Annotated in this window: 17 protein-coding genes and 1 pseudogene; 2 read left to right on the plus strand and 16 right to left on the minus strand. The window is 48.7% G+C overall.

Features of this window, described 5'->3' with window-relative positions; all coding sequences use genetic code 11:
• Positions 1–134 precede the first annotated feature (134 nt).
• Complete coding sequence (locus tag EZMO1_RS27420) at positions 135–293, plus strand: hypothetical protein (protein WP_222842138.1); 159 nt, start codon at positions 135–137, stop codon at positions 291–293.
• 184 nt (positions 294–477) lie between these two features.
• Entirely contained in the window at positions 478–636 is a 159-nt protein-coding gene (locus EZMO1_RS26960; protein ID WP_160174071.1) for a hypothetical protein, read from the plus strand.
• Positions 637–656: 20 nt separating this feature from the next.
• On the opposite strand, the gene ccmI is transcribed toward EZMO1_RS26960, so the two are convergent.
• From ccmI to EZMO1_RS25810, 16 genes and pseudogenes are all read right to left on the minus strand, one after another.
• On the minus strand, positions 657–1,835 hold the full coding sequence (gene ccmI, locus EZMO1_RS18020; protein ID WP_222842139.1) for a c-type cytochrome biogenesis protein CcmI: 1,179 nt from the start codon (positions 1,833–1,835) through the stop codon (positions 657–659).
• Between the two features lie 2 nt (positions 1,836–1,837).
• Entirely contained in the window at positions 1,838–2,308 is a 471-nt protein-coding gene (locus EZMO1_RS18025) for a cytochrome c-type biogenesis protein (protein WP_034876581.1), read from the minus strand.
• Positions 2,309–2,845, minus strand: coding sequence for a DsbE family thiol:disulfide interchange protein (locus tag EZMO1_RS18030; protein WP_034876579.1), 537 nt, complete (start codon positions 2,843–2,845; stop codon positions 2,309–2,311).
• A complete protein-coding gene (locus tag EZMO1_RS18035) occupies positions 2,842–4,830 on the minus strand; it encodes a heme lyase CcmF/NrfE family subunit (RefSeq protein WP_034876576.1) in 1,989 nt (662 codons plus the stop codon). Before EZMO1_RS18035 ends, EZMO1_RS18030 begins: the two co-directional genes overlap by 4 nt.
• A complete protein-coding gene (gene ccmE / locus EZMO1_RS18040; RefSeq protein WP_034876574.1) occupies positions 4,827–5,294 on the minus strand; it encodes a cytochrome c maturation protein CcmE in 468 nt (155 codons plus the stop codon). The genes EZMO1_RS18035 and ccmE overlap by 4 nt, the downstream gene beginning before the upstream one ends.
• Positions 5,291–5,557, minus strand: coding sequence for a heme exporter protein CcmD (gene ccmD, locus EZMO1_RS25805; protein ID WP_034876572.1), 267 nt, complete (start codon positions 5,555–5,557; stop codon positions 5,291–5,293). The genes ccmE and ccmD overlap by 4 nt, the downstream gene beginning before the upstream one ends.
• A gap of 91 nt (positions 5,558–5,648) precedes the next feature.
• Positions 5,649–6,389: a heme ABC transporter permease gene (locus EZMO1_RS18050; protein ID WP_034876566.1), complete on the minus strand. Its 741-nt coding sequence runs from the start codon at positions 6,387–6,389 to the stop codon at positions 5,649–5,651.
• Between the two features lie 214 nt (positions 6,390–6,603).
• Positions 6,604–7,086 (minus strand): rhodanese-like domain-containing protein, encoded by a 483-nt coding sequence (locus EZMO1_RS18055; RefSeq protein WP_051790023.1) that lies wholly within the window; start codon positions 7,084–7,086, stop codon positions 6,604–6,606.
• 238 nt (positions 7,087–7,324) lie between these two features.
• The gene (locus EZMO1_RS18060; protein WP_082212119.1) at positions 7,325–8,089 is read right to left on the minus strand and encodes an RNA polymerase sigma factor FliA; all 765 of its coding nucleotides are present in this window, start codon (positions 8,087–8,089) and stop codon (positions 7,325–7,327) included.
• A gap of 2 nt (positions 8,090–8,091) precedes the next feature.
• Positions 8,092–8,910 (minus strand): MinD/ParA family ATP-binding protein, encoded by an 819-nt coding sequence (locus EZMO1_RS18065; protein WP_034876564.1) that lies wholly within the window; start codon positions 8,908–8,910, stop codon positions 8,092–8,094.
• Positions 8,911–9,522: 612 nt separating this feature from the next.
• Positions 9,523–11,004: a sigma-54-dependent transcriptional regulator gene (locus EZMO1_RS18070; protein WP_275934919.1), complete on the minus strand. Its 1,482-nt coding sequence runs from the start codon at positions 11,002–11,004 to the stop codon at positions 9,523–9,525.
• A gap of 262 nt (positions 11,005–11,266) precedes the next feature.
• Positions 11,267–12,472 (minus strand): OprO/OprP family phosphate-selective porin, encoded by a 1,206-nt coding sequence (locus EZMO1_RS18075; protein ID WP_051790021.1) that lies wholly within the window; start codon positions 12,470–12,472, stop codon positions 11,267–11,269.
• A 212-nt stretch (positions 12,473–12,684) separates the two neighbouring features.
• Positions 12,685–13,050: a hypothetical protein gene (locus EZMO1_RS18080; protein WP_145912655.1), complete on the minus strand. Its 366-nt coding sequence runs from the start codon at positions 13,048–13,050 to the stop codon at positions 12,685–12,687.
• Positions 13,051–13,317: 267 nt separating this feature from the next.
• Complete coding sequence (gene hrpA / locus EZMO1_RS18085) at positions 13,318–17,208, minus strand: ATP-dependent RNA helicase HrpA (protein WP_034876559.1); 3,891 nt, start codon at positions 17,206–17,208, stop codon at positions 13,318–13,320.
• Between the two features lie 97 nt (positions 17,209–17,305).
• Complete coding sequence (locus tag EZMO1_RS18090; protein ID WP_034876558.1) at positions 17,306–19,006, minus strand: AMP-binding protein; 1,701 nt, start codon at positions 19,004–19,006, stop codon at positions 17,306–17,308.
• Positions 19,007–19,568: 562 nt separating this feature from the next.
• Positions 19,569–19,916, minus strand: a pseudogene (locus EZMO1_RS25810) (transposase zinc-binding domain-containing protein); the annotation flags it as partial.
• Positions 19,917–19,928: the final 12 nt, after the last annotated feature.

Below are 19,928 nucleotides of genomic sequence, written 5' to 3' on the forward strand. Positions count from 1 at the left end.
TAGCAAGCCGCATAAAGGCAGACAACACTTATCTTGCGAACGATCTCCGTACTGATAGCTGAATCGTTTCTATTCCTGTAATGTAAAGCCCTCGTTCCCATCAGATAAATTCACTGCACCTGTTGTTCACTGTTATGCGTCACTTCATTTCCGCACTGGCCTTTTCGTTGCCATTGACTGCTTTTGCTTCTGCCCAGCTCGCTAACCAGCAGGGACACCCTGTTGCTGATCCTGCCAAAGCCCGCTTTGTTCGTACAGTGACCTACTCCCTCCACTTAGTCCAGCAACGGTGACGCTTGAGTATCTGTCCAGAGGCTTATCTGTCTGTCGAGTAGGCTGTTTTCTCAGCCACCAAACCCATTATGCAGGGCTTCGCAGTGGTTTGAGAGTAATACAGGGGCTTGCTCTACGCAAGCCTCGCTATCCATCTCCATCCAAACCTTCAAAGGTCGCTATGCTCCCAATGAGAGGCTATGGATGGAGAATTTCGCGGATTCCGTTAAAATTCTGTCTGAAATATCAAAAGAGGAAGAGACCGTTATTGTGAATGCCCTTGAAAACAGCCCTGCATGGACACCGGCAACACTGCGGGGAGTGACTGTCGATCACCAGCAAGTGATGACGCTTTCCTTGTGAAATGAATCCGGCCAGCGGCATTAACCGGCTGGCCTGATTAACAGCTCAACAACTTCCGCACTTTCCAGGCGTACGGATTTAACTTCACCTTTATAATCAGGATTGGTGACATCGCCTGACAGACTGATCGTGGCGACGACATCAAGCAATGCGGTTTCTGATAGTTTATTGCCGCCCATCATCATCGCTGTGCTGTCGTCTAATACAACTTCCCTTGGAAGCTCTGACACCAGCACCGGCTTCACGGCTAAAGGCATGCGACCTTCTTTCGCCCGGGCAAACACCATGACACGGGTATTCCCCGGCAGGGACTGCAACTCTGGCGACAGAGAAACCATCACACGGACACCTGGCATCGGTTCACCCAACATCTTCTTCGCCTGATTAATGCCAGTCAGTAACGACTCCCTTGCAACCGGATCGGTTTCAACCGACAGGGCTTTATCCCATAGAGCCATCGCTCCGGCGTAGTCTTTCTGCTCGAACGCGGCAATACCCTGCATTCCCAATGCCGTGGTATTAAACTCGTTGCGTGTCAGGGCTTCATGGAGTAGCTGGCCAATCTCCCGATCAAACTGGTTGCTATTTTTCAGATACAACACCTGTGCCAGTTGTGCAGCCCCCTGATCACTGTCTGTCAGTTGATAAAAGCGCCGATAAGCCTGTTCTGAATCACTCATGCGTCCCAAAGCCAGATAACGTCCACCCAGCAGATACAGAGCCTGAGGGCTGTCTGGTTTTCTCTGCTGCCAGTTTTCCAGAGTTTCCAGCAGTGAATCGGCATTCAGTTCAGGTTCAGCCAATGCTTCCGCCACCTGCAACTCGGTCTGGGCACCCAGCTTCCAGTACAAAGGTAATGCCAACAGGGGAATCAATAACAGCAGAGCGACAGACATCGCAATACCGGGGCGGCTATCAAAAGAGCGACTATCAAAAGAGCGACCGGACTTCCGTTCTGCTTCCGGAACATCATCCAGCAATTTTTTTTCAAGTTCCGCACGCATCTCTGCCGCCACCGACGAGGTAACCACCCCCCGTTCAAGTTGAGCTTCCAGCTCTTTCAGCTGTTCCTGAAACTCCTCAATATTGGTTTCCTGAGCTGAAACCCCAGACGATTTGCGTCGTTTAACCAGCAGAGGAGCGACAGCGAGAGCAATGGCAGCCAGAATCAGTAAGGCGGCAGAAAACCAAAAATTCATTATCATTGTTTACCGTCCATTATTTTATCCAGCTCAACCTGTTCTGCCGTGCTCAGCACACCGGGCTGATGGGTCTTGCGATGTTTTCTTAATAATAAGCCGAGAATACCCAATGCCAGTATCAGAAGAAGCAAGGGACCAAACCAGAGCAGGAAGGTTTCAGCATTGAGCCGCGGCTTGTAAAGCACAAAATCGCCATAGCGTGCCTGCATGAATTGAATAATGGCCTGATCATCCATGTCTTCATTGATCATCCGGTAAACTTCACGACGTAAGTCTTCTGAAATACCAGCGTTGGAATCGGCAATGGACTGGTTCTGGCACTGTGGACAACGCAATTCCGTTGTCAGCTGAATAAACCGGTTCTGCTCTTCGGGGTTTGTAAATACATAGTCTTCTACGACAGCAGCACCTGCTGTCATCACCAGACAGAACGACAGCAGGCAGATAATCGGTTGAACGAGTCTTTGCATTTAGCCTGACTCCTTTAATAAAGCCTGATAACGAAATTTAAGTTCTTCCTCCCAGACCCGCTTATCCACTACGCCAATGTGCTTGTAGCGGATCATGCCCTGCCGATCGACCAGAAAGGTTTCCGGCGCGCCATAAACGCCAAGATCAATCCCCAGCCTGCCATCAATATCCGCAGCACTGAAAACATAAGGGTCATCTTTTAACTTCAGCCACTGCCGGGCGTCACTCTGTTCATCCTTGTAATTCACGCCATAAAGGGTGACACCCTGTTCAGCCAGTTCCATCAGAAACGGGTGCTCAACCCGGCAACCGATACACCATGTCCCCCAGACATTGAGCAGGGATACCTGCCCTAACAGGTCTTTTTCCGTAACAACGCGTTCAGGGTTTAGCACAGTTGGTAACTGAAAAGCGGGCAATGGGCGATTCAGAAGCGCTGAAGGCAAATCATTTTTATTTTCCCGAAACAGCGCCTGAAAAAACAACACAGATAACACCAGAAATAAAACCAGAGGCACCAGAGTCCATTTCTTCACGCTGTTACTCCTTCTGCTCCATCCTTGTCTGAAGCGGTCGCAGACGCTTTTCTTGTTACCCGCCGACGATAACGGCGATCGGCAATAGCAATAAACCCACCCAGCGCCATAAAGACAGAACCCAGCCAGATAAATCGAACAAAGGGCTTAACATGCAGCCGGACTGCCCAGCTGCCATCGCCAAGACTTTCACCCAGTGCAACATAGAGGTCGCGGGACAGTCGTGGATGAATAGCCGCTTCGGTCATGGGCATGTTCTGCACCTGATACAACCTCTTTTCCGGGTGCATCAGCGCCACCTGCCTTTGATTTTTGAACACTGTCAGAGTGCCATAATCAGACAGATAGTTAGGCCCCTGCCGACGCTGAATACCATCGAACCGGAAAGTGTAATCTCCCAGAACCGCCCTATCGCCCGGTGCCATACGAACATCCTTTTGTACGGTATAACCGGCACTGATGGCGACACCGATAAAGGTTACTGCCAACCCAAGATGAGCCAGTTGCATTCCATAATAACTGGCTCGCAGCTTTTTCATGCCCTGCCACAATCCCTGATGACGGGTTTTCAGTAGAATATCCCGGCCAATGGTGAGCACGATCCACAACACCAGTCCCATGGCTAACGCTTCGCTAATCAGGAACAGATCACCGTAAAGCAGACTGAAGGCAAAGCCTCCCACCGCAGAAACCAGTGCAATCCAACGCACCTGCAGCCATAGCCAGGATGCCAGACTCTGCTTCCAGCTGAGCAGAATGCCTGCTCCAAGACACAAAGCCAACAGCATTGAAAGAGGCACAAACAGCGTATTGAAATAGGGAGGGCCAACGGAGATCATGCCCATATCCAGCGCATCAAGTACCAGTGGAAACAGGGTTCCCAGCAGCACTGTGGCAGCAGCAATGGTCAGAAGGATATTGTTAAGCAGCAGGAAGGTTTCCCGTGACAGAAAGGCAAAACCAATCCGCCCTTTCACCTGAGGTGCCCTGAAGGCAAACAGGGTCAGTGAGGCGCCGACCACAACCACCAGATAAGCCAGAACAAACAGTCCACGCTCGGGGTCGCTGGCAAAAGCATGCACCGAGGTCAATACACCCGAGCGAACCAGAAACGTACCAAACAGGCTTAGAGAAAAAGTGAAAATGGCCAGTAGCAGGGTCCAGCTTTTAAACAGCCCCCTTTTTTCCGTTACTGCCAGAGAGTGCATCAGCGCCGTTCCCACCAACCATGGCATAAAGGACGCATTCTCCACCGGGTCCCAGAACCACCAGCCACCCCAGCCTAATTCGTAGTAAGCCCACCAGCTGCCCAGAGCAATACCCAGCGTCAGAAAACACCATGCCACTGTCGTCCATGGCCTTGCCCAACGCGCCCAGGCACTGTCCATTTTTCCCTCTATCAAGGCAGCGATGGCAAAAGCAAAAACGACAGCAAAGCCCACATAGCCCATATACAACATGGGTGGATGAACGATCATACCGAAGTCCTGCAAGAGAGGGTTCAGGTCATTACCATCCAAAGGAGGAAACGGCAGGATGCGGGCAAACGGGTTAGAAGTGAACAAAATAAACAGCAAAAACCCGACACTGATCATACCCAACACTGACAGCACTCTGGCAGTCAGTTCATGAGGCAGACGGTAGCTGAACATGGCAACAGCCTGGGTCCAGCCTGCCAGTACCAGAATCCACAACAATAATGAGCCTTCATGCCCACCCCAGGTGGCGGTGATTTTGTATTGCAGTGGCAGCAGGGTGTTGGAATTATTGGCAACATAAGCAACCGAGAAGTCATCACTGACAAACGCATACACCAGACACATAAACGACAGTAACACAAAGGCAAACTGCCCAAAGACCAGAGTTCTGCCCATGTTCATCCAGCGTATCTGGCCTGTAAAACTGCCTGCCAGAGGGATGATCCCCTGCAGAAGAGCCATACAAAATGCAAGAATCAGCGCTAACAGTCCAAGTTCAGGATTCATTCTTCACCCCCCTCAGCGCCGGGCTTTTTAATAGGATGTGGTGCGGCATTCTCGAGTGCCTTTTGCACCTCGGGCGGCATGTAATTTTCATCGTGCTTGGCCAGTATTTCGTCAGCAACAAAACGACGCTGACTGTCCAGTTTTCCGGTACCGACCACGCTCTGTCCCTGCCTGAACAAATCCGGAAGTATGCCGGTGTACTCCACGTCTACTTCAGCCGAACCATCAGTGATTTTAAAATGCACCGTTAACCCCCCGGAGTCTCTGCTGACAGAACCCGGTACAACAATGCCCCCCGCACGAAAACGACTGTTTAGTGGTGCTTCACCGGAGACAATCCGGGAGGGCGAGTAGAAATGGTTAATATTATCCTTCAGAGCCAGCATCATCAGCGTCACCGCCAGCCCGACTCCACACACCAGCAATACAACCAGAATTAAACGCTGTCGCCGAATCGGGTTCATACTGCTTCCCCCCTGCCTGTTGCTTTCTCACTTCTACGAGTATTTCCGGCTGTTTGCACAGGGCTGACTGACTGTGGTGTCGCGGCTATGTCTACCGATGTCCTTCGGTACTGCCGTTGAATCGAATGGATCACCTGCCGGTTGCGCAGCACAGGCGCCAGAATATTATAGAGAACAACCAGCAAGCCAACCCCATAGGTGCTCCAGACATAGACACCATGCCCACCCATATCCATCAGGCTGCTTAAACTGTCAAAATACATCCAACACCTTCCCAAAAATTTATTCTGTTTATTGCTGATGCAGATTTATAAGGTTTTCCGTTTCCTGAAGCTTTGCCCCCTCTACAAGGCTTCAGGAAGGTTTCACTAATAACTGAACCCACCGGGTGCGCCTTTCGCGGCTCAGAATCTCGGCGCGCATTCGCAATAGAAGCACGACTGCAAAAAACAGGTAAAAGGCCGCAATAGAAATGAGCAGTGGCCATAGCATTTCAGGTGCCATTGATGGCTTGCTGGTCAGCTTTAATGTGGCTCCCTGATGCAGGGTATTCCACCACTCAACAGAAAATTTAATGATGGGCAGATTGACTACCCCTACCAGCGTCAGAATGGCACAGGCTTTAGAAGCAGCATGAGTTCCCTGAACCGCCCCCCGAAGCGCAATCACTCCGAGATAAAGAAAGAACAGAATCAGCATCGAGGTAAGGCGGGCATCCCAGACCCACCAGGTGCCCCAGGTAGGTTTGCCCCAAATCGCACCGGAAACCAGTGCCAGAAAGCAGAACGATGCGCCAACGGGGGCACTGCATTGCAGCGCAATGTCAGCCAGCTTGATTTTCCAGATAAGGCTGACGGCGGCAGCCAGCGCCATCATGGCATAGATAGCAGACGCCAGAAAAGCACTGGGGACATGAAGAAAGATGATGCGATAACTGTTTCCCTGCAGATAGTCCGGAGGGGCAAACAGTAGTCCCCAGCCCAAGCCAGTAATGATCAGCAAAGCTGATGACAGTAACAGCCACGGCAAGCATCGGCCGCTGATTTCATAGAACCATTTGGGAGAACCCAATCTGTGGAATATACGCCAGCTCATTACAGCAAAGACTATCTCGTTGTTATTTATTAATTTTTACGGTGAAAATGCCACCAGCAAAATCACAGCTAACGAAACAGTACCGGATTATACCTAAAATGCACAGCCGTATAGGATAGAAAACCGAAATCAGTAGAAAAACACAGGAGGGTAAAGTTATACACAGGCCGAAAGGGTCTTCCGCACCTGTGGATAACAAAAGGCTTTTAAGCGATCAAATATCACCATCACTGGCAACTACAGGCTCAGGCCGCATAGTGACCACTTCTTCAACATCCGAGTCAGACTTGAGAGTGACAGGAAAGTCCAGAGCCAGCCAGGAATAGTAGCCATCACGGAAGAAAAACACGCGTTTGTAGCCCCAGAGTGCAGCCAGATAGCTGGCGATGGCACCCCGCATATGATAAGTGCTATTACCGTAAATCACGATCGGTGTGTTTTTGTCCAGAGTCCCCGGCATAAATAACTGTCGGAAACCTGATTTCAGATCAAGATTATGAGCGCCATCGACCCTGCCCCAGCGCCACTGATTCAGTGGACGAACATCGATGAACAGGGCTCCCAGCTCGTGCAGCCTTTTGGCCTGGTGGGTATTCACTGTGACGACATCCTTGATATTGACGGGGGCTTCCTGCGCGGAGAGAAAAGAGCTGGACAAGGCAAGAATGATTCCTGCCACATAAGAAATCCATTTCATATTGATACAGTCCGTTATAAAACTTCTTAATAAAAAAGTATATGGAGCGCATGACGGCCTACATGGAACATTAAGAAACTAAAAATAATCTGTTCAAAGCGATGTAATATATGAACGGCGAAAATCAATGAATTAACCAATAATCATCGACTTTTCAGGCACTGACCGTCTTGTCATTGATGATCAGAACTTCCTGACCTGAAAGGAGAGTCAGTCGAGAGGACTGCACTGGAAGAGCTCAGCTCAACCAGTGGTGTAGTTTGCCTCTGAGTCGCAGAGCGGCCTGAGAATGGATCTGGCTGACACGGGATTCACTGACCCCCAGTACTTTGCCAATTTCCTTGAGATTCATTTCTTCATCGTAATAAAGCATCAAAACCAGCTTTTCACGCTCCGGCAGTTTTTCAATGGCATCAACCAGTGCGTATTTAAACTTCTCTTCCTGAGTGTCGGCCTGAGGCCCCTGATCACCAGATCGTGCCTGCATCCTTGACTCTTCACTATCAAACAGCTCTTCAAAGCTGAACAACCGGCAACCCCGCAGATCACTTAAAATGGTATAAAACTCGCCTACTTTGACATTCAGTTCTGCCGCTACTTCAAAATCTCTGGCATCACGCCCGAGCCGGGACTCAACCCGTTGAATAGCTTCTGACACTTTACGACTGTTACGGTAAACCGATCTTGGCCCCCAGTCCCCTTTGCGAATTTCATCCAGCATCGCACCACGGATGCGAATGCCTGCAAATGTTTCAAAACTTGCACCTTTACTGGCGTCGTATTTGCCCGCAGCTTCCAACAAACCAATCATGCCGGACTGAACCAGGTCATCGATCTGGACACTGGCTGGCATTCTGGCAGCCAGATGATTGGCAATGCGTTTAACCAGACCGCGATGCAGTTCAACCAGCTCTGTCACTTCTGCTTTTTTCTGCTGCTTTTGAGCTTCGGTTAGCTCCTGCTCTGAGGGTTTCTTGCCAGACTCTTGAGTGATCTCGTTCATGGTTAAACTCTCTCTTTTATTCTTGTTGGTAAAAAGAACTCAATCCGCCCACGAGGTGGAGCAGCTGGCATGGAATACAACTGATGAGCAATACGGAGAATGGCTTTGGCAGCACGACAATCAGGATTGTGTTCAAGCAGGGCTTTTTGTTGCGCCAGAGATTCCGCTACCGTTTTGTCGAAAGGAATGGTTCCCAAAAACCTGAGGACAATTTCCACCTCGTCTTTCAATTGCACCTGCAGTTTTTCAAACTGTTGCGCACCTGAACGACGATTACTGACAGCGTTGACGATGATCCCAAACGTCTGGACACCGTAAATCCGGTACAGCACCCGAATTAGACGTAATGCGTCGAGTAATGAAACCACTTCCTGATTAACAACAATAAGAATTTCACCTGCAGCCTGAATCAGAGTGATATTGTCCGGAGCCAGGCCCGGCGAGGTATCAAGAATCAGTGTATCGAGAGAGGGAGCGAGCGGCTCAAGGCTATCGATCATTTCCACTGCATGACCGACGCTTATGGACTCGCGCCAGATGGGTTTTCCTCCGGGAGTAAGAACATTAACGCCCGCTGGCCCCTGCCTTAAGAGACCATGGTCATACGCTTCCAGCTGACTGATATCTGGTGCATTCATATCCAGATCTTTTTCAAGACCCAGAGTAACCCCTACATCCGGAACATCGAGATTTCCATCGACCAGAACAACTTTTCGTCCTTTCTTCGCCAGTGCAAGGGCAAGGTTCACTGATACCAGCGTTTTGCCTACTCCGCCTTTGCACCCTGCAACAGCAATCACTTGTTTTGTTGATGAGTTCATAATTGACCAGCTTTAGATTATTTTTGTCGAGACTTAAAAACGACATCTATCTTTTACTGCTACATCAATTGATTACTTCAACAACTTTTTAAGCGTTACCTTTTATATAACAAGACCCATGCCATTCTCTAAAAAACATCAAAAACAATCTTTAGTCACTGTATTGACGTGGCAGCAATTTGACTCCCAATCCAATTGAAAGCATAAGCTATTGATTTAATTGATCTTTTATAATTGGATTCATTTTCTTGTCGTGCTGGCAAATTGACACTACACAAACACTGTCGCCATTTTTATAAAACCTGATATTTCCTTGAAAAAGGTAAAGCAAATTATTTGACAGTGTCAGTTTATAGTGACGATTTAATGGCAAACTTGTTTGATAAACCCTATAAAAAAAGGCATTTTTTTGTCACAAAACCACTGCATTATCTTTTAAAGATAAAACGACAGTTTTATGTCACTGTATTTTTTATTAAGGAAATCTATAACCGTGCGTTAGTGAAAACACATGACAACTGGGAATGGGTGTGACTAACAGAAAAGGCTGTTAAAAAAAACGCCATAGACAAGTCTATGGCGTTTTTCTGTATGGCAGAAAAAGTTAAGTATTTAGCGGGCAGCTTCTTCGTAACGATGCAAACTGTACTTTCTCATTTTCTCAACCAGCGTCGTACGACGAATCTGAAGTTTATCAGCAGCCCTGGCAACGACATTATTGCAATCACTCAATGCCTGCTGAATAAGACTTTTTTCCAGACGGGTCAGAAATTCTTTAAGATCCAATCCGCCGACGGGTAATACCGCCAGTTCATCAACGCCACCACTGCCTGCTGGTTGGATGCTATCGGGGAAAAGATCCGCAACACCATCATCATCTCCCGTGTGCTGATCAAAGTGGCAGAAGTTTGGCGGCAAATCCTGAATACCAACAACGCCATAAGGGTACATTACAGCAAGGCGCTCCAGCAGGTTTGCCATTTCCCGAACGTTGCCAGGCCAGTCGTGACGACACAGGGAGAGGATTGAAGCAGAGCTGAGCCGGATTGATCCACGTCCCTGTTTCTCCATGGCACCCACCAATTCATTTAGAATCAGGGGAATGTCTTCAGGTCGCTCTCTTAAAGCAGGCATTTCGATAGGAAATACATTTAACCGGTAATACAGGTCTTCCCGGAATTCACCCACCTCAATCATGTCTTTCAGGTTTTTGTGCGTTGCTGCAATTATTCTGACGTTTACCTCAATCTGCTCGGAACCACCCACGCGCTCAAACGTTCTTTCCTGTAGCACACGCAGTAACTTAACCTGCATATGCATTGGCATGTCGCCTATTTCATCCAGAAACAGAGTTCCGCCCTGGGCGAGTTCAAAGCGACCTTTCCGAGTGGTTATAGCACCTGTGAAAGAACCTTTCTCATGGCCAAACAGTTCACTTTCCAACAAATCGTGCGGAATCGCACCACAATTCACCGGTACAAAAGGGCCAGTCTTTCGATCGGAATGTTCATGCAGGTTGCGGGCAACCACCTCTTTGCCAGTGCCCGACTCACCGGTAATCAATACACTGACATCGCTGTTCGCCACTTTTGACATGGCGGCACGCACTTTGCGTATTTTCTCGCCTTTACCGACCAGCCCGCGAAACAGTTCAACCTGGTGATTAAAACCAGTCTGATGCACTTGCCGCCACTGCTCACGATAAACCTGCCCGTAATGTAAACAGGAGAGTAATTGTGGTTTGGTGCAAGGCCAGTCAATGCGGGCAATAATTTGACGGCGAAGAGAGGATTGAAGGTTTTCGGGAAGGGGCTCGGCAATGCGGACAACCGGAACGCCTCCGCTCCAACGCTGTATCCGGGCAATCATTCCCTGCAGAGAGCTTTCTGCCTGAAGAAAATCTCCCAGAAACAAGGCACAGAAGCCGCCCTTATCCATATCACTAACGGCTTCTTCCCAGTATGCAGCACCGACAGCTTTGGTGCGATACCCCATAAATTCGAGTATGGTGCTGAGATCATGCCGACGCTGTTGAGCATCTTCTATGATGAGCACCTGATCCACTGTCTCCATTGTAACGACGGTCCCTGTCATCAAAGCAATGAAAAAAAACAGCTTGAATTAATCAGAATCGCTATAAAACATACTCTTATTAATTCAGTTAAGGTCTAAATCACTGTTTCGTCAAATTTATTTCGAACTTTAATGAATTTTTGTCGGGATTTTTTCAATTTGTCGAAAATGCGGCTTTATTTCCGGCGGGGTCAAGTGTTTTTTGTTGCCTGATTAAAAAGAAAAAAGCCCCACCCTGAATAAAGGTGAGGCTCTCACAACCATAAGAAGCGATCTAAAAAGGTCAGAATACGTACTGAAGACGCCCAACAACGGCTGAACCTTTATCGTTCTGATCAGCAGTGACGGCATCGTCATCCAGCTTGCCAGTAACATAATTCAGGCTGGCACGAATATTCTTGGTAGGGAAGTAATTCACACCCAGTGTATAGCTGCTCAGTTTGACATCATCGGTGGCGCTGTCGATATCAAGGTTTACATCACTGTAACGACCAAACACTTCCCACTGACCACCTTTGGGCGAACCAAATGCGCCGTCTTTATAGGAACGCTTACCACCATCCAGCATGTATGATGCCTGAGCGTAGTAAGCAGACACTGTCACATCCGAATTAGCATTATCGGATTTCAGATTTCTGACTGCGTATTCAGCCTGAAGCTGCAATGACTGAAACTGGGCAGCGGCCTCAAGCAGGTATTCGGAATCAGATTTTACCTTTTCAATTTCCAGTTTAAGCTCGTAGCCTTTCTTCAGCCCCACTGTTGTTCCCAGTGTTACTTTATTCTTGGCATCCGGATTCTTGTTGTAGTAGTTAAGTCCCAAGTGCACCAGCATATTGTCTTCCATAACGGGAGCAAAGGTTCCCCGAACAACGTAACTGGCCAGACGCTCTTCACCGGTTTTTTCATCAGTCTGGTCATCATTATGGATGCCAAACACTGCCGTGTAATTATCACCGCCAGTAGCGAACTCAATACCATAGTTGTTACCTTCGCCACCCTGCAGGAAGTCGTACATCATGGAACGTTCAATGCCCATAATCCAGGACGAGCTCACTGTGTTTTCCAGACCATAATCCCTACCCCAGCGGCCAACAGTCACATCAACGGTTTTAAAACCGGTGTAGGTGATTTTAGCGTCATCAAGCTTGATGGTGTCGTCTTTGTTTTCCATGGAAAGCTTATACTTCCAGTCTCCGTAGGCTTTGCCACTGAAACCAATCTCAGCCCGGCGAATATAACCTTTACGTCCTTTGTCATCTGCTTTTGCAATACCCGCATAAAGATCGTCGTAGCTGGCATAATCCCATTGCAGTTTGCCACTGACTTTAAAAGAAAAGTCACCGCTTTCTGTCTTTAGCTCCAGCCCGCCTTTTTTGGTGCTGATAATAATATCTTCACCTTCTGTTTTAACAACACCGGCATTGGCAGACAAAACAACCCCTGCTGTTGCAGCAGCAACAGTCATAGAAATAGCCTTGAGTTTCATCAAACTCTCCTTGATATGTTTTCGTTCTTATTCGTGTGTTGGCGTTTTTCTTATTAGTGCGGGGAGGTATATTGGTGGGGTAGTGTTACTTTGACGTGACAATTAAAATAAAGTTTAGTGACTGTCACGTAACAAACATTGAACCTGAAAACAAAGCCTTTGCAATAAAGCTTTAACACTAAAGGCTTTGTTTAAACACAAGGAATGACCAATTACTCTTCTTCATAACCCTCTGGATCTGAATAGTCATCTTCACCCTCAAAGTCATCATACGCTTCCGAATCATCATCACTACTCATTGATTCATCGTAATACTCATCTTCATAGCCAGAATCAAACTGCTCATCCTGATAATCGTTAATTCCACTTTCTTCATCATTGAACATTCCAGCAGGATCAAAGCTATCCTCAGAAGCATCTTCAGAAACATCTCTAGAAGCATCTTCAGAAGCATCTTCAGAAGCATCTACAGCGGTCTGCTCTTCCCAATTATCACCAGTCGGATAATCAAGTTCTTTGTTTGCCAAGAGGTTTAATGAAAAACAGACGGCTATAACCGTTAAGAAAGTTCTGATCATTTCAGCCTCCTTGCTGATTGTTCTGATCATGAGAGGTAAGTATCTGACCACACGAAATCATATATTTCTGACTCCTTGCTCAAGCACTCTGCGGCGTTACAACTCTGGTCACATAGCTTGCTATGCTCCCGCCGTTGCGCCTTGCATAGCACTTGATCAATTAGCCAGAAATATTCGATTCCGAATGGTCAGCTACTTATCGATAAAAAATGCCACCTGATTATATTTCGGTGGCATTTTAAATAGATTCAGTCACATTATAGGTGTTTAAACATCCTGAACCTCTTCCCAGAGTTTACGCAGTCGCTTGGCAGACACTGGAAAACGGGTTCCCAGCTGCTGGGCAAACAGTGATACCCGATACTCTTCCAGCATCCAGCGGTACAGCATCAATTTCTCATCCATCAGTTTATGTTTCCGGTGAATTTCACGACGCTTTTCCCAGCCCTGATAAAGCAGGGTCAGTTCTTCCGTCCATGCCCTGTCTTTATTGATCTGGGCTGGCAATTTTTCCTGACGAAGCTCAATTCCCCGCAGAAAGCGAGGATAATGTCTCAGCCATTCACTACCTGCATCCTGCATAAAGCCAGGATAAATCAGTTGCCCCAGGTGCGCCTTGATATCCGCCAGAGAAAACGCTCGATCAAAAGAAATCTTGCCCTTGAGGTTCTTACTGACAGAGTGAGCGGTTTTAAAAATCTCCAGCAATAGTTTGTCGATGTCCTCAGCAAAAGGCACCAGATTACCCTTGCGCTGATCCACCAGTGCCTGAAAAGCCTCCTGATTTCTCGGCCACTCTTCAGGGTTCCGGACAAACACTTCAGCAATCAGGAAATTCTGCAGGTCATCCTCTAATGCCCTCGCCTGAACAATACCGGTGGTCAGCAGTTTCACCTGAGCAAGACTTTTCATCTTACCCAGCGCAAACTTCAGCTGGTTTGACAGTTTGAACCGGAACAGTCGTGTTAATCCTTTTCGATGCTCATTCGCCGCCATGCCCTGATCTTCAAACAGTTTCACCGCCACACTGTTTTTCTGATCCACCAGAGCCGGGTAGGTTTTCAGCACCAGCCCGCCGACTTTACGCGTGATTTCCTGTGGCAGCTCACCACAGCTCCAGTCTTTCAGACCTTCCTGTTCCAGAGAACTGTCAGTCAGTTTACGCAGGCTGTCCTGCGACTGGTTGCCAAACTTTTCTTTTAATTTGACCAGATCGCGTCCCTGCCCCAACACTTTGCCATTCTCATCAATCAGGCGGAAATTCATGCGCAGATGCGGGTCAAGATCATCCACATTCCAGTGCTCTTCCAGAATGCGAACCCCTGCCATACGATGCAGATGATGACCAAGAATCTCGGTTAACGGCTCATCACAAATCGACATGGCTTCCATGGCACCACGAACATAATCCGGCACTGGCACAAAGTTCTTCCGAACCGCTTTTGGCAACGCCCGTACCAGCGCTACACACTTGTCGTACAACATACCCGGCACCAGCCAATCAAGGCGGTGTTTGGGCAACAGACGCAATGCCTGAACCGGCAACGTCAGGGTCACACCGTCGTCAATAGCGCCCGGTTCAAAATGATACGTCAGCGGCAGTTCCAGACCTTCCCAGCGTAAACGATCCGGATATTTGTTCTCAGTTACCTGATCCGCATCGTGACGCATCAGATACTCTTTAGTCAGAAACAACAGCTGAGGCTGCTCCTTCTCAGCGGAAGATCGCCACTTCTCAAAACCAGCGCCATTGTGAATGCCTTCCGGCAGGCGTTCATCGTAAAACGCATAAAGGGTTTCCGGATCGACCATAATATCCCGACGACGGGATTTGGCTTCCAGCTCATCCACCTCACCGATCAGGTCGAGATTATGCTGCTGGAAAGCACCCTTTGACTGATAATGCCCTTCAACCAACGCTTCTCGAATAAACAACTCTCGGGAAACCACTGGATCGATAGCGCCATAGTTCACACGACGACGCCCGACAATAATCAACCCGTACAGTGTCACCTGCTCATAAGCGACCACCTGAGAACGCTTTTTCTCCCAGTGCGGCTCAAAGTAATTCCGCTTCACCAGATGACCCGCCAGAGGCTCGATCCACTGGGGTTCAATTTTGGCATTGACCCGGGCAAACAGTCGGGACGTTTCAACCAGTTCCGCCGTCATCACCCATTTGGGTTTGCGTTTGTACAGAGTTGAAGCCGGGAACAGATAAAAACGACGATTTCTCGCCCCCATGTAATCCGCTTCTTCATCCTTGTTACCCAAATGAGACAACAAACCGGCCAGCAGCGACTTATGAACGTCGCCATAGCTGGCCGCGTCATCGTTTGTTTTCAGCCCAATATCTTTGCAGGCCAAAGCCAGCTGACGATGAAGGTCACGCCATTCGCGCATGCGCATAAACGACAAGAACTGTTGCTTACAGTATTTACGCAACTGATTCTGGGACAGTTCCTGACGCTGCTCTTCGTAACTCTCCCAGAGCTGAACAAAACTCATAAAGTCCGAGTCGTCGTGATAATGTTCCCGATGACGCTGATCCGCTGCCTGCTGTTTCTCTGCCGGACGTTCTCTCGGGTCCTGAATCGCCAGCGCACTGGTGATAATCAACAGTTCATTCAATGCCCGGTTTTTATCAGCCTCAATGAGCATACGTGCCAGTCTCGGGTCAACCGGCAGCTGCGAAAGCTGTCGTCCAACACGGGTCATGCGACGACCGTCATTAACCGCCCCCAGCTCCTGCAATAATTTAAAACCGTCGTTAATGGCTTTAGAGTCAGGCGAATCCACAAACGGGAAAGCAGCAATATCACCCAGCCCCAATCGCAGCATTTGCAAAATAACCGCCGCCAGATTGGTTCGCAGGATTTCAGCATCGGTAAACTCAGGGCGTGAAAGAAAGTCTTCTTCACTGTACAGTCGGAAACAAATACCTTCTGCCACACGACCACAGCGGCCTTTCCGCTGATTGGCAGATGCCTGGGAAACCGGTTCAACAGGCAGCCGCTGTACTTTTGAGCGAACGCTGTAACGGCTGATCCTCGCCGTACCCGGATCAATCACATAACGAATACCGGGAACCGTCAGAGAGGTTTCCGCGACGTTTGTGGAAAGAATCACACGACGCCCGGAGTGCGACTGAAAAATACGGTTCTGTTCTGCCGCCGACAAACGGGCATAGAGGGGAAGAATCTCTGTGTGTGGCAGGCGGGCATCACGCAGAAACTTTGCCGTTTCACGAATTTCACGTTCACCGCTGAGAAACACCAGCACGTCACTCAGCCTGCCACCTTTAGAGCCTCGCTCAAGGTCTTCAATTTCTCTCAGGGAAGCCAGAATGCCTTGCTGTAAACGCTGATCCGCATCACGGCCTTCAAGTTCCAGATCTTCCAAAGGCCGATAGTTCACATCAACGGGATAAGTACGACCCGACACTTCAATCACCGGGGCGTTATTAAAATGCTTCGAAAAACGTTCAACGTCGATGGTCGCCGAAGTGATGATCACCTTCAGGTCAGGGCGTTTGGGTAGCAGATGCTTCAGGTAGCCCATCAGGAAATCGATGTTCAGGCTGCGTTCGTGCGCCTCATCGATAATGATGGTGTCGTAACGATTCAGAAAACGGTCATTCTGAACCTCAGCCAGCAGAATACCGTCGGTCATCAGTTTGACCAGGGTGTTTTCATTGCCGTGGTCGGTAAAACGTACCTGATAACCCACCTGCTCACCTACAGGCACTTTCAACTCTTCGGCAATACGACTGGACACCGACCGGGCTGCCAGTCGTCGTGGCTGGGTGTGACCAATCAGGCCGTGCACACCCCGACCCGCCTCAAGGCAGATTTTGGGTAACTGGGTGGTTTTACCCGAGCCGGTTTCACCGGCAATCACCACTACCTGATGATCACGAATGGCTTTGGCAATTTCATCACGACGCTGCACGACCGGAAGCGCATCATCGTATTCCACCGCAGGAATAGCGGCAGCCCGCGCCTGAGCGCGGCTCATTGAGCGTTCGATACGATCCTGCAGCTTTTTCAGTGCTGGCTCATCGCTGCGCTTCAGGCGCTGCAACTGCCGCCGCAGGAGATAGCGATCCCTGATCATGCACTGGTCAATGGCACTGCGTAGTTCGTTTTTACCGGACACTCAGCTCTCCTGCGATCTGATATCGATAGATAAAGAAAGGGCGGGATTATACCCGCCCTTTCTTTATAAACAACAATCGTAAGTATTAAGTACTTACCTATGCCGCCAGCTTTTTCAACTCTTCGTCACGCAATTCACGACGCAGAATTTTACCTACGTTCGTGGTTGGCAACTGATCGCGGAACTCAACCTGTTTAGGCACCTTGTAACCAGTCACATGCTTACGCAGATGAGCAATCACATCATCACGATTCAACTGAGGATTAGAAGAGACAATAAACACCTTGATCGCTTCACCGCTGCGCTCATGGGGAACGCCGATAGCCGCACTCTGAGTAACATCAGGATGCATCGCCAGCACTTCTTCCAGTTCATTCGGGTAAACGTTGAAACCGGAAATGCAGATCATATCTTTTTTACGGTCAACAATGGTGGCATAACCCTCATCGTCGATGGTGGCAATATCACCGGTTTTCAGCCAGCCGTCCGCATCAATGCTGTCAGCAGTGGCTTCATCGTTCTCCCAGTAACCTTTCATGACCTGCGGGCCACGAACGCACAGTTCACCCACCTCGTTCAGTCCAAGGTCATTGCCATCATCATCAATCACCTTCAGCTCACAGGAAGGTACCGGAATACCGATAGTACCCAGCTTGATGCGATCAAGTGGGTTGATGGTGACAATGGGCGAGGTTTCGGTCATGCCATAGCCTTCACAGATCTTACAACCGGTCAGCTGTTCCCAGCGCTCCGCCGTGTCCATCTGCAACGCCATACCACCGGAAACCGTGTTTTTCAGGTGGCTGAAATCCATCTGGCGGAACTCTTCATTTTTCATTAGTCCCACAAACAGGGTGTTCAGACCAACAAACATGCTGAACGGTTTACCCTTGATGTCTTTCATAAAGGTTTTCATATCCCGCGGATTGGTAATCAGCAGGTTATGAGCGCCCACCAGCATGCCCACCATGCAATGAACGGTGAAAGCGAAAATATGGTACAGCGGCAGCGGTGCAATCAGCAGCTCTTTGCCGTCTTCCAGATTGCGAGCCACCATCGCTTTGGTCTGGAACATATTGCTGAGAATATTACGGTGGGTCAGCATCGCCCCTTTCGCGACACCTGTCGTACCACCGGTGTACTGCAGCACAGCCGTTTCATCGCCTTCTTTGCGAGCATCCAGAGGATTATTCAACGCACCCAGTTTCATGGCTTTTGTGAATGGTATTGCACCAGGCACCACGTAGTCCGGCACCATTTTCTTAACGTGCTTCACTACAGCATTGACCAGTACCCGTTTAACGGCTGGCAACATATCACCGACATTCGTAATGACAACATGCTTGATGCTGGTTTTAGGTACCACTCGCTCAGCCATATGCGCCATATTGGAAAGCACCACCAGAGCCTTGGCACCGGAGTCATTAAACTGGTGCTCCATTTCACGCTCGGTGTACAGCGGGTTGGTGTTTACTACCACCAGACCGGCACGCAAAGCGCCAAACACTGCAACAGGGAATTGCAGCAGGTTTGGCAACATAACGGCAATACGGTCACCCGGACGTAAATCGGTATGGTTTTGCAGGTAACTGCAGAACAGGCCACTCTGGTGATGCAGCTCTGCATAAGAAAGCGTTTTCCCCAGATTACTGAACACCGGCTTGTCGGCGTATTTGCGGGCGGAATAGTCCAGAACGTCCAGAATAGAACGGTACTGTCCGGTGTCTATCTCGGATGGTACGCCATCAGGGTACTTGTCATGCCAGAACTTGTCATGCCAGAAATTACTGTTAGTCACTGCTGCCCTCCCTGAGCACTAACGAGGAGGGAACCGGTGCGTTGCGGCAGCTGCCCTTTAGACATAGAAATCACGAAATCCGTTACCACTCAATACGGTCAAAATTGAATCAGATCGGGCTGAATGCAAAGGTTTTGGTAACCCCTGCCCAACCCCGGCGGCGAAAGGTTATCAGTTTTGACATTTTACGAACAGGCAGTCTTCGGTAAATACCTTGTTGTTTATTGTAACAGGGTTAAAACTGCGTTTAGCTAAACAGGACATTCATTTAAAAGCGGTATTTCTTGATTTATACCGTTGTGCCTCATAATCAACTGAACGACAGCGCATAAATACTAACGATACTGACAATACTCCGGAAATTTAAAGCAACCTCAATCAATATTCACTACTTATAATAAAGCTTTCTCTAAAGAACATCTGATATATCAATCAACATTGAAATCAAAACCTTCCTGCCCTAAACATCGTAACCAGAGATGCTCTTCATGAAGTGCCTTTTCTCAATTGCATTATTCTATTTCATCGCCACTCTGGCTTTGGCTCAAAGCCCGGACAATAAATATCGGAATATCTCCCAAAGCTCCGAAGGCATAGTGAAAGTGATGTGCTGCCACTTGGTATCAGGAAGGGTGTCTTTCTGTTTTTCTATCCATTGATCCGTGAGTTTCTTGCCGCAGGTGGGGCAGAACCGGCTTTTGCAACTGAAACAGATTTTCTTTTGATGGGTACAGCTCTGATTGCTGCACTGAAACACGGCATAGCCACGAACGGTCAGTCCGCAGCTGAGCATTTTGATGACGTTATCCACGATGGCGGAGCGCATACGGTGTTTGTATTTCTGATAAAAACGCCACCACAAGCCATTCTTATGGAACAGTTCTTTAAGGCGTGTTGGAAGCCGAATCACTCTTTACCTTTC

It is taken from the genome of Endozoicomonas montiporae CL-33 (assembly GCF_001583435.1).
Taxonomy (GTDB): domain Bacteria; phylum Pseudomonadota; class Gammaproteobacteria; order Pseudomonadales; family Endozoicomonadaceae; genus Endozoicomonas_A; species Endozoicomonas_A montiporae.

Excerpts from the sequence above, each read along its gene's own strand:
- EZMO1_RS18025 (WP_034876581.1), bottom strand. The coding sequence starts at position 2,308 with ATGCAAAGACTCGTTCAACCGATTATCTGCCTGCTGTCGTTCTGTCTG.
- EZMO1_RS27420 (WP_222842138.1), top strand. The coding sequence starts at position 135 with ATGCGTCACTTCATTTCCGCACTGGCCTTTTCGTTGCCATTGACTGCT.
- EZMO1_RS18035 (WP_034876576.1), bottom strand. The coding sequence starts at position 4,830 with ATGAATCCTGAACTTGGACTGTTAGCGCTGATTCTTGCATTTTGTATG.
- EZMO1_RS18050 (WP_034876566.1), bottom strand. The coding sequence starts at position 6,389 with ATGAGCTGGCGTATATTCCACAGATTGGGTTCTCCCAAATGGTTCTAT.
- EZMO1_RS18070 (WP_275934919.1), bottom strand. The coding sequence starts at position 11,004 with ATGACAGGGACCGTCGTTACAATGGAGACAGTGGATCAGGTGCTCATC.
- ccmI (WP_222842139.1), bottom strand. The coding sequence starts at position 1,835 with ATGAATTTTTGGTTTTCTGCCGCCTTACTGATTCTGGCTGCCATTGCT.
- ccmE (WP_034876574.1), bottom strand. The coding sequence starts at position 5,294 with ATGAACCCGATTCGGCGACAGCGTTTAATTCTGGTTGTATTGCTGGTG.
- ccmD (WP_034876572.1), bottom strand. The coding sequence starts at position 5,557 with ATGTATTTTGACAGTTTAAGCAGCCTGATGGATATGGGTGGGCATGGT.
- EZMO1_RS18055 (WP_051790023.1), bottom strand. The coding sequence starts at position 7,086 with ATGAAATGGATTTCTTATGTGGCAGGAATCATTCTTGCCTTGTCCAGC.
- EZMO1_RS18075 (WP_051790021.1), bottom strand. The coding sequence starts at position 12,472 with ATGAAACTCAAGGCTATTTCTATGACTGTTGCTGCTGCAACAGCAGGG.
- EZMO1_RS18080 (WP_145912655.1), bottom strand. The coding sequence starts at position 13,050 with ATGATCAGAACTTTCTTAACGGTTATAGCCGTCTGTTTTTCATTAAAC.
- EZMO1_RS18060 (WP_082212119.1), bottom strand. The coding sequence starts at position 8,089 with ATGAACGAGATCACTCAAGAGTCTGGCAAGAAACCCTCAGAGCAGGAG.
- EZMO1_RS26960 (WP_160174071.1), top strand. The coding sequence starts at position 478 with ATGGAGAATTTCGCGGATTCCGTTAAAATTCTGTCTGAAATATCAAAA.
- EZMO1_RS18065 (WP_034876564.1), bottom strand. The coding sequence starts at position 8,910 with ATGAACTCATCAACAAAACAAGTGATTGCTGTTGCAGGGTGCAAAGGC.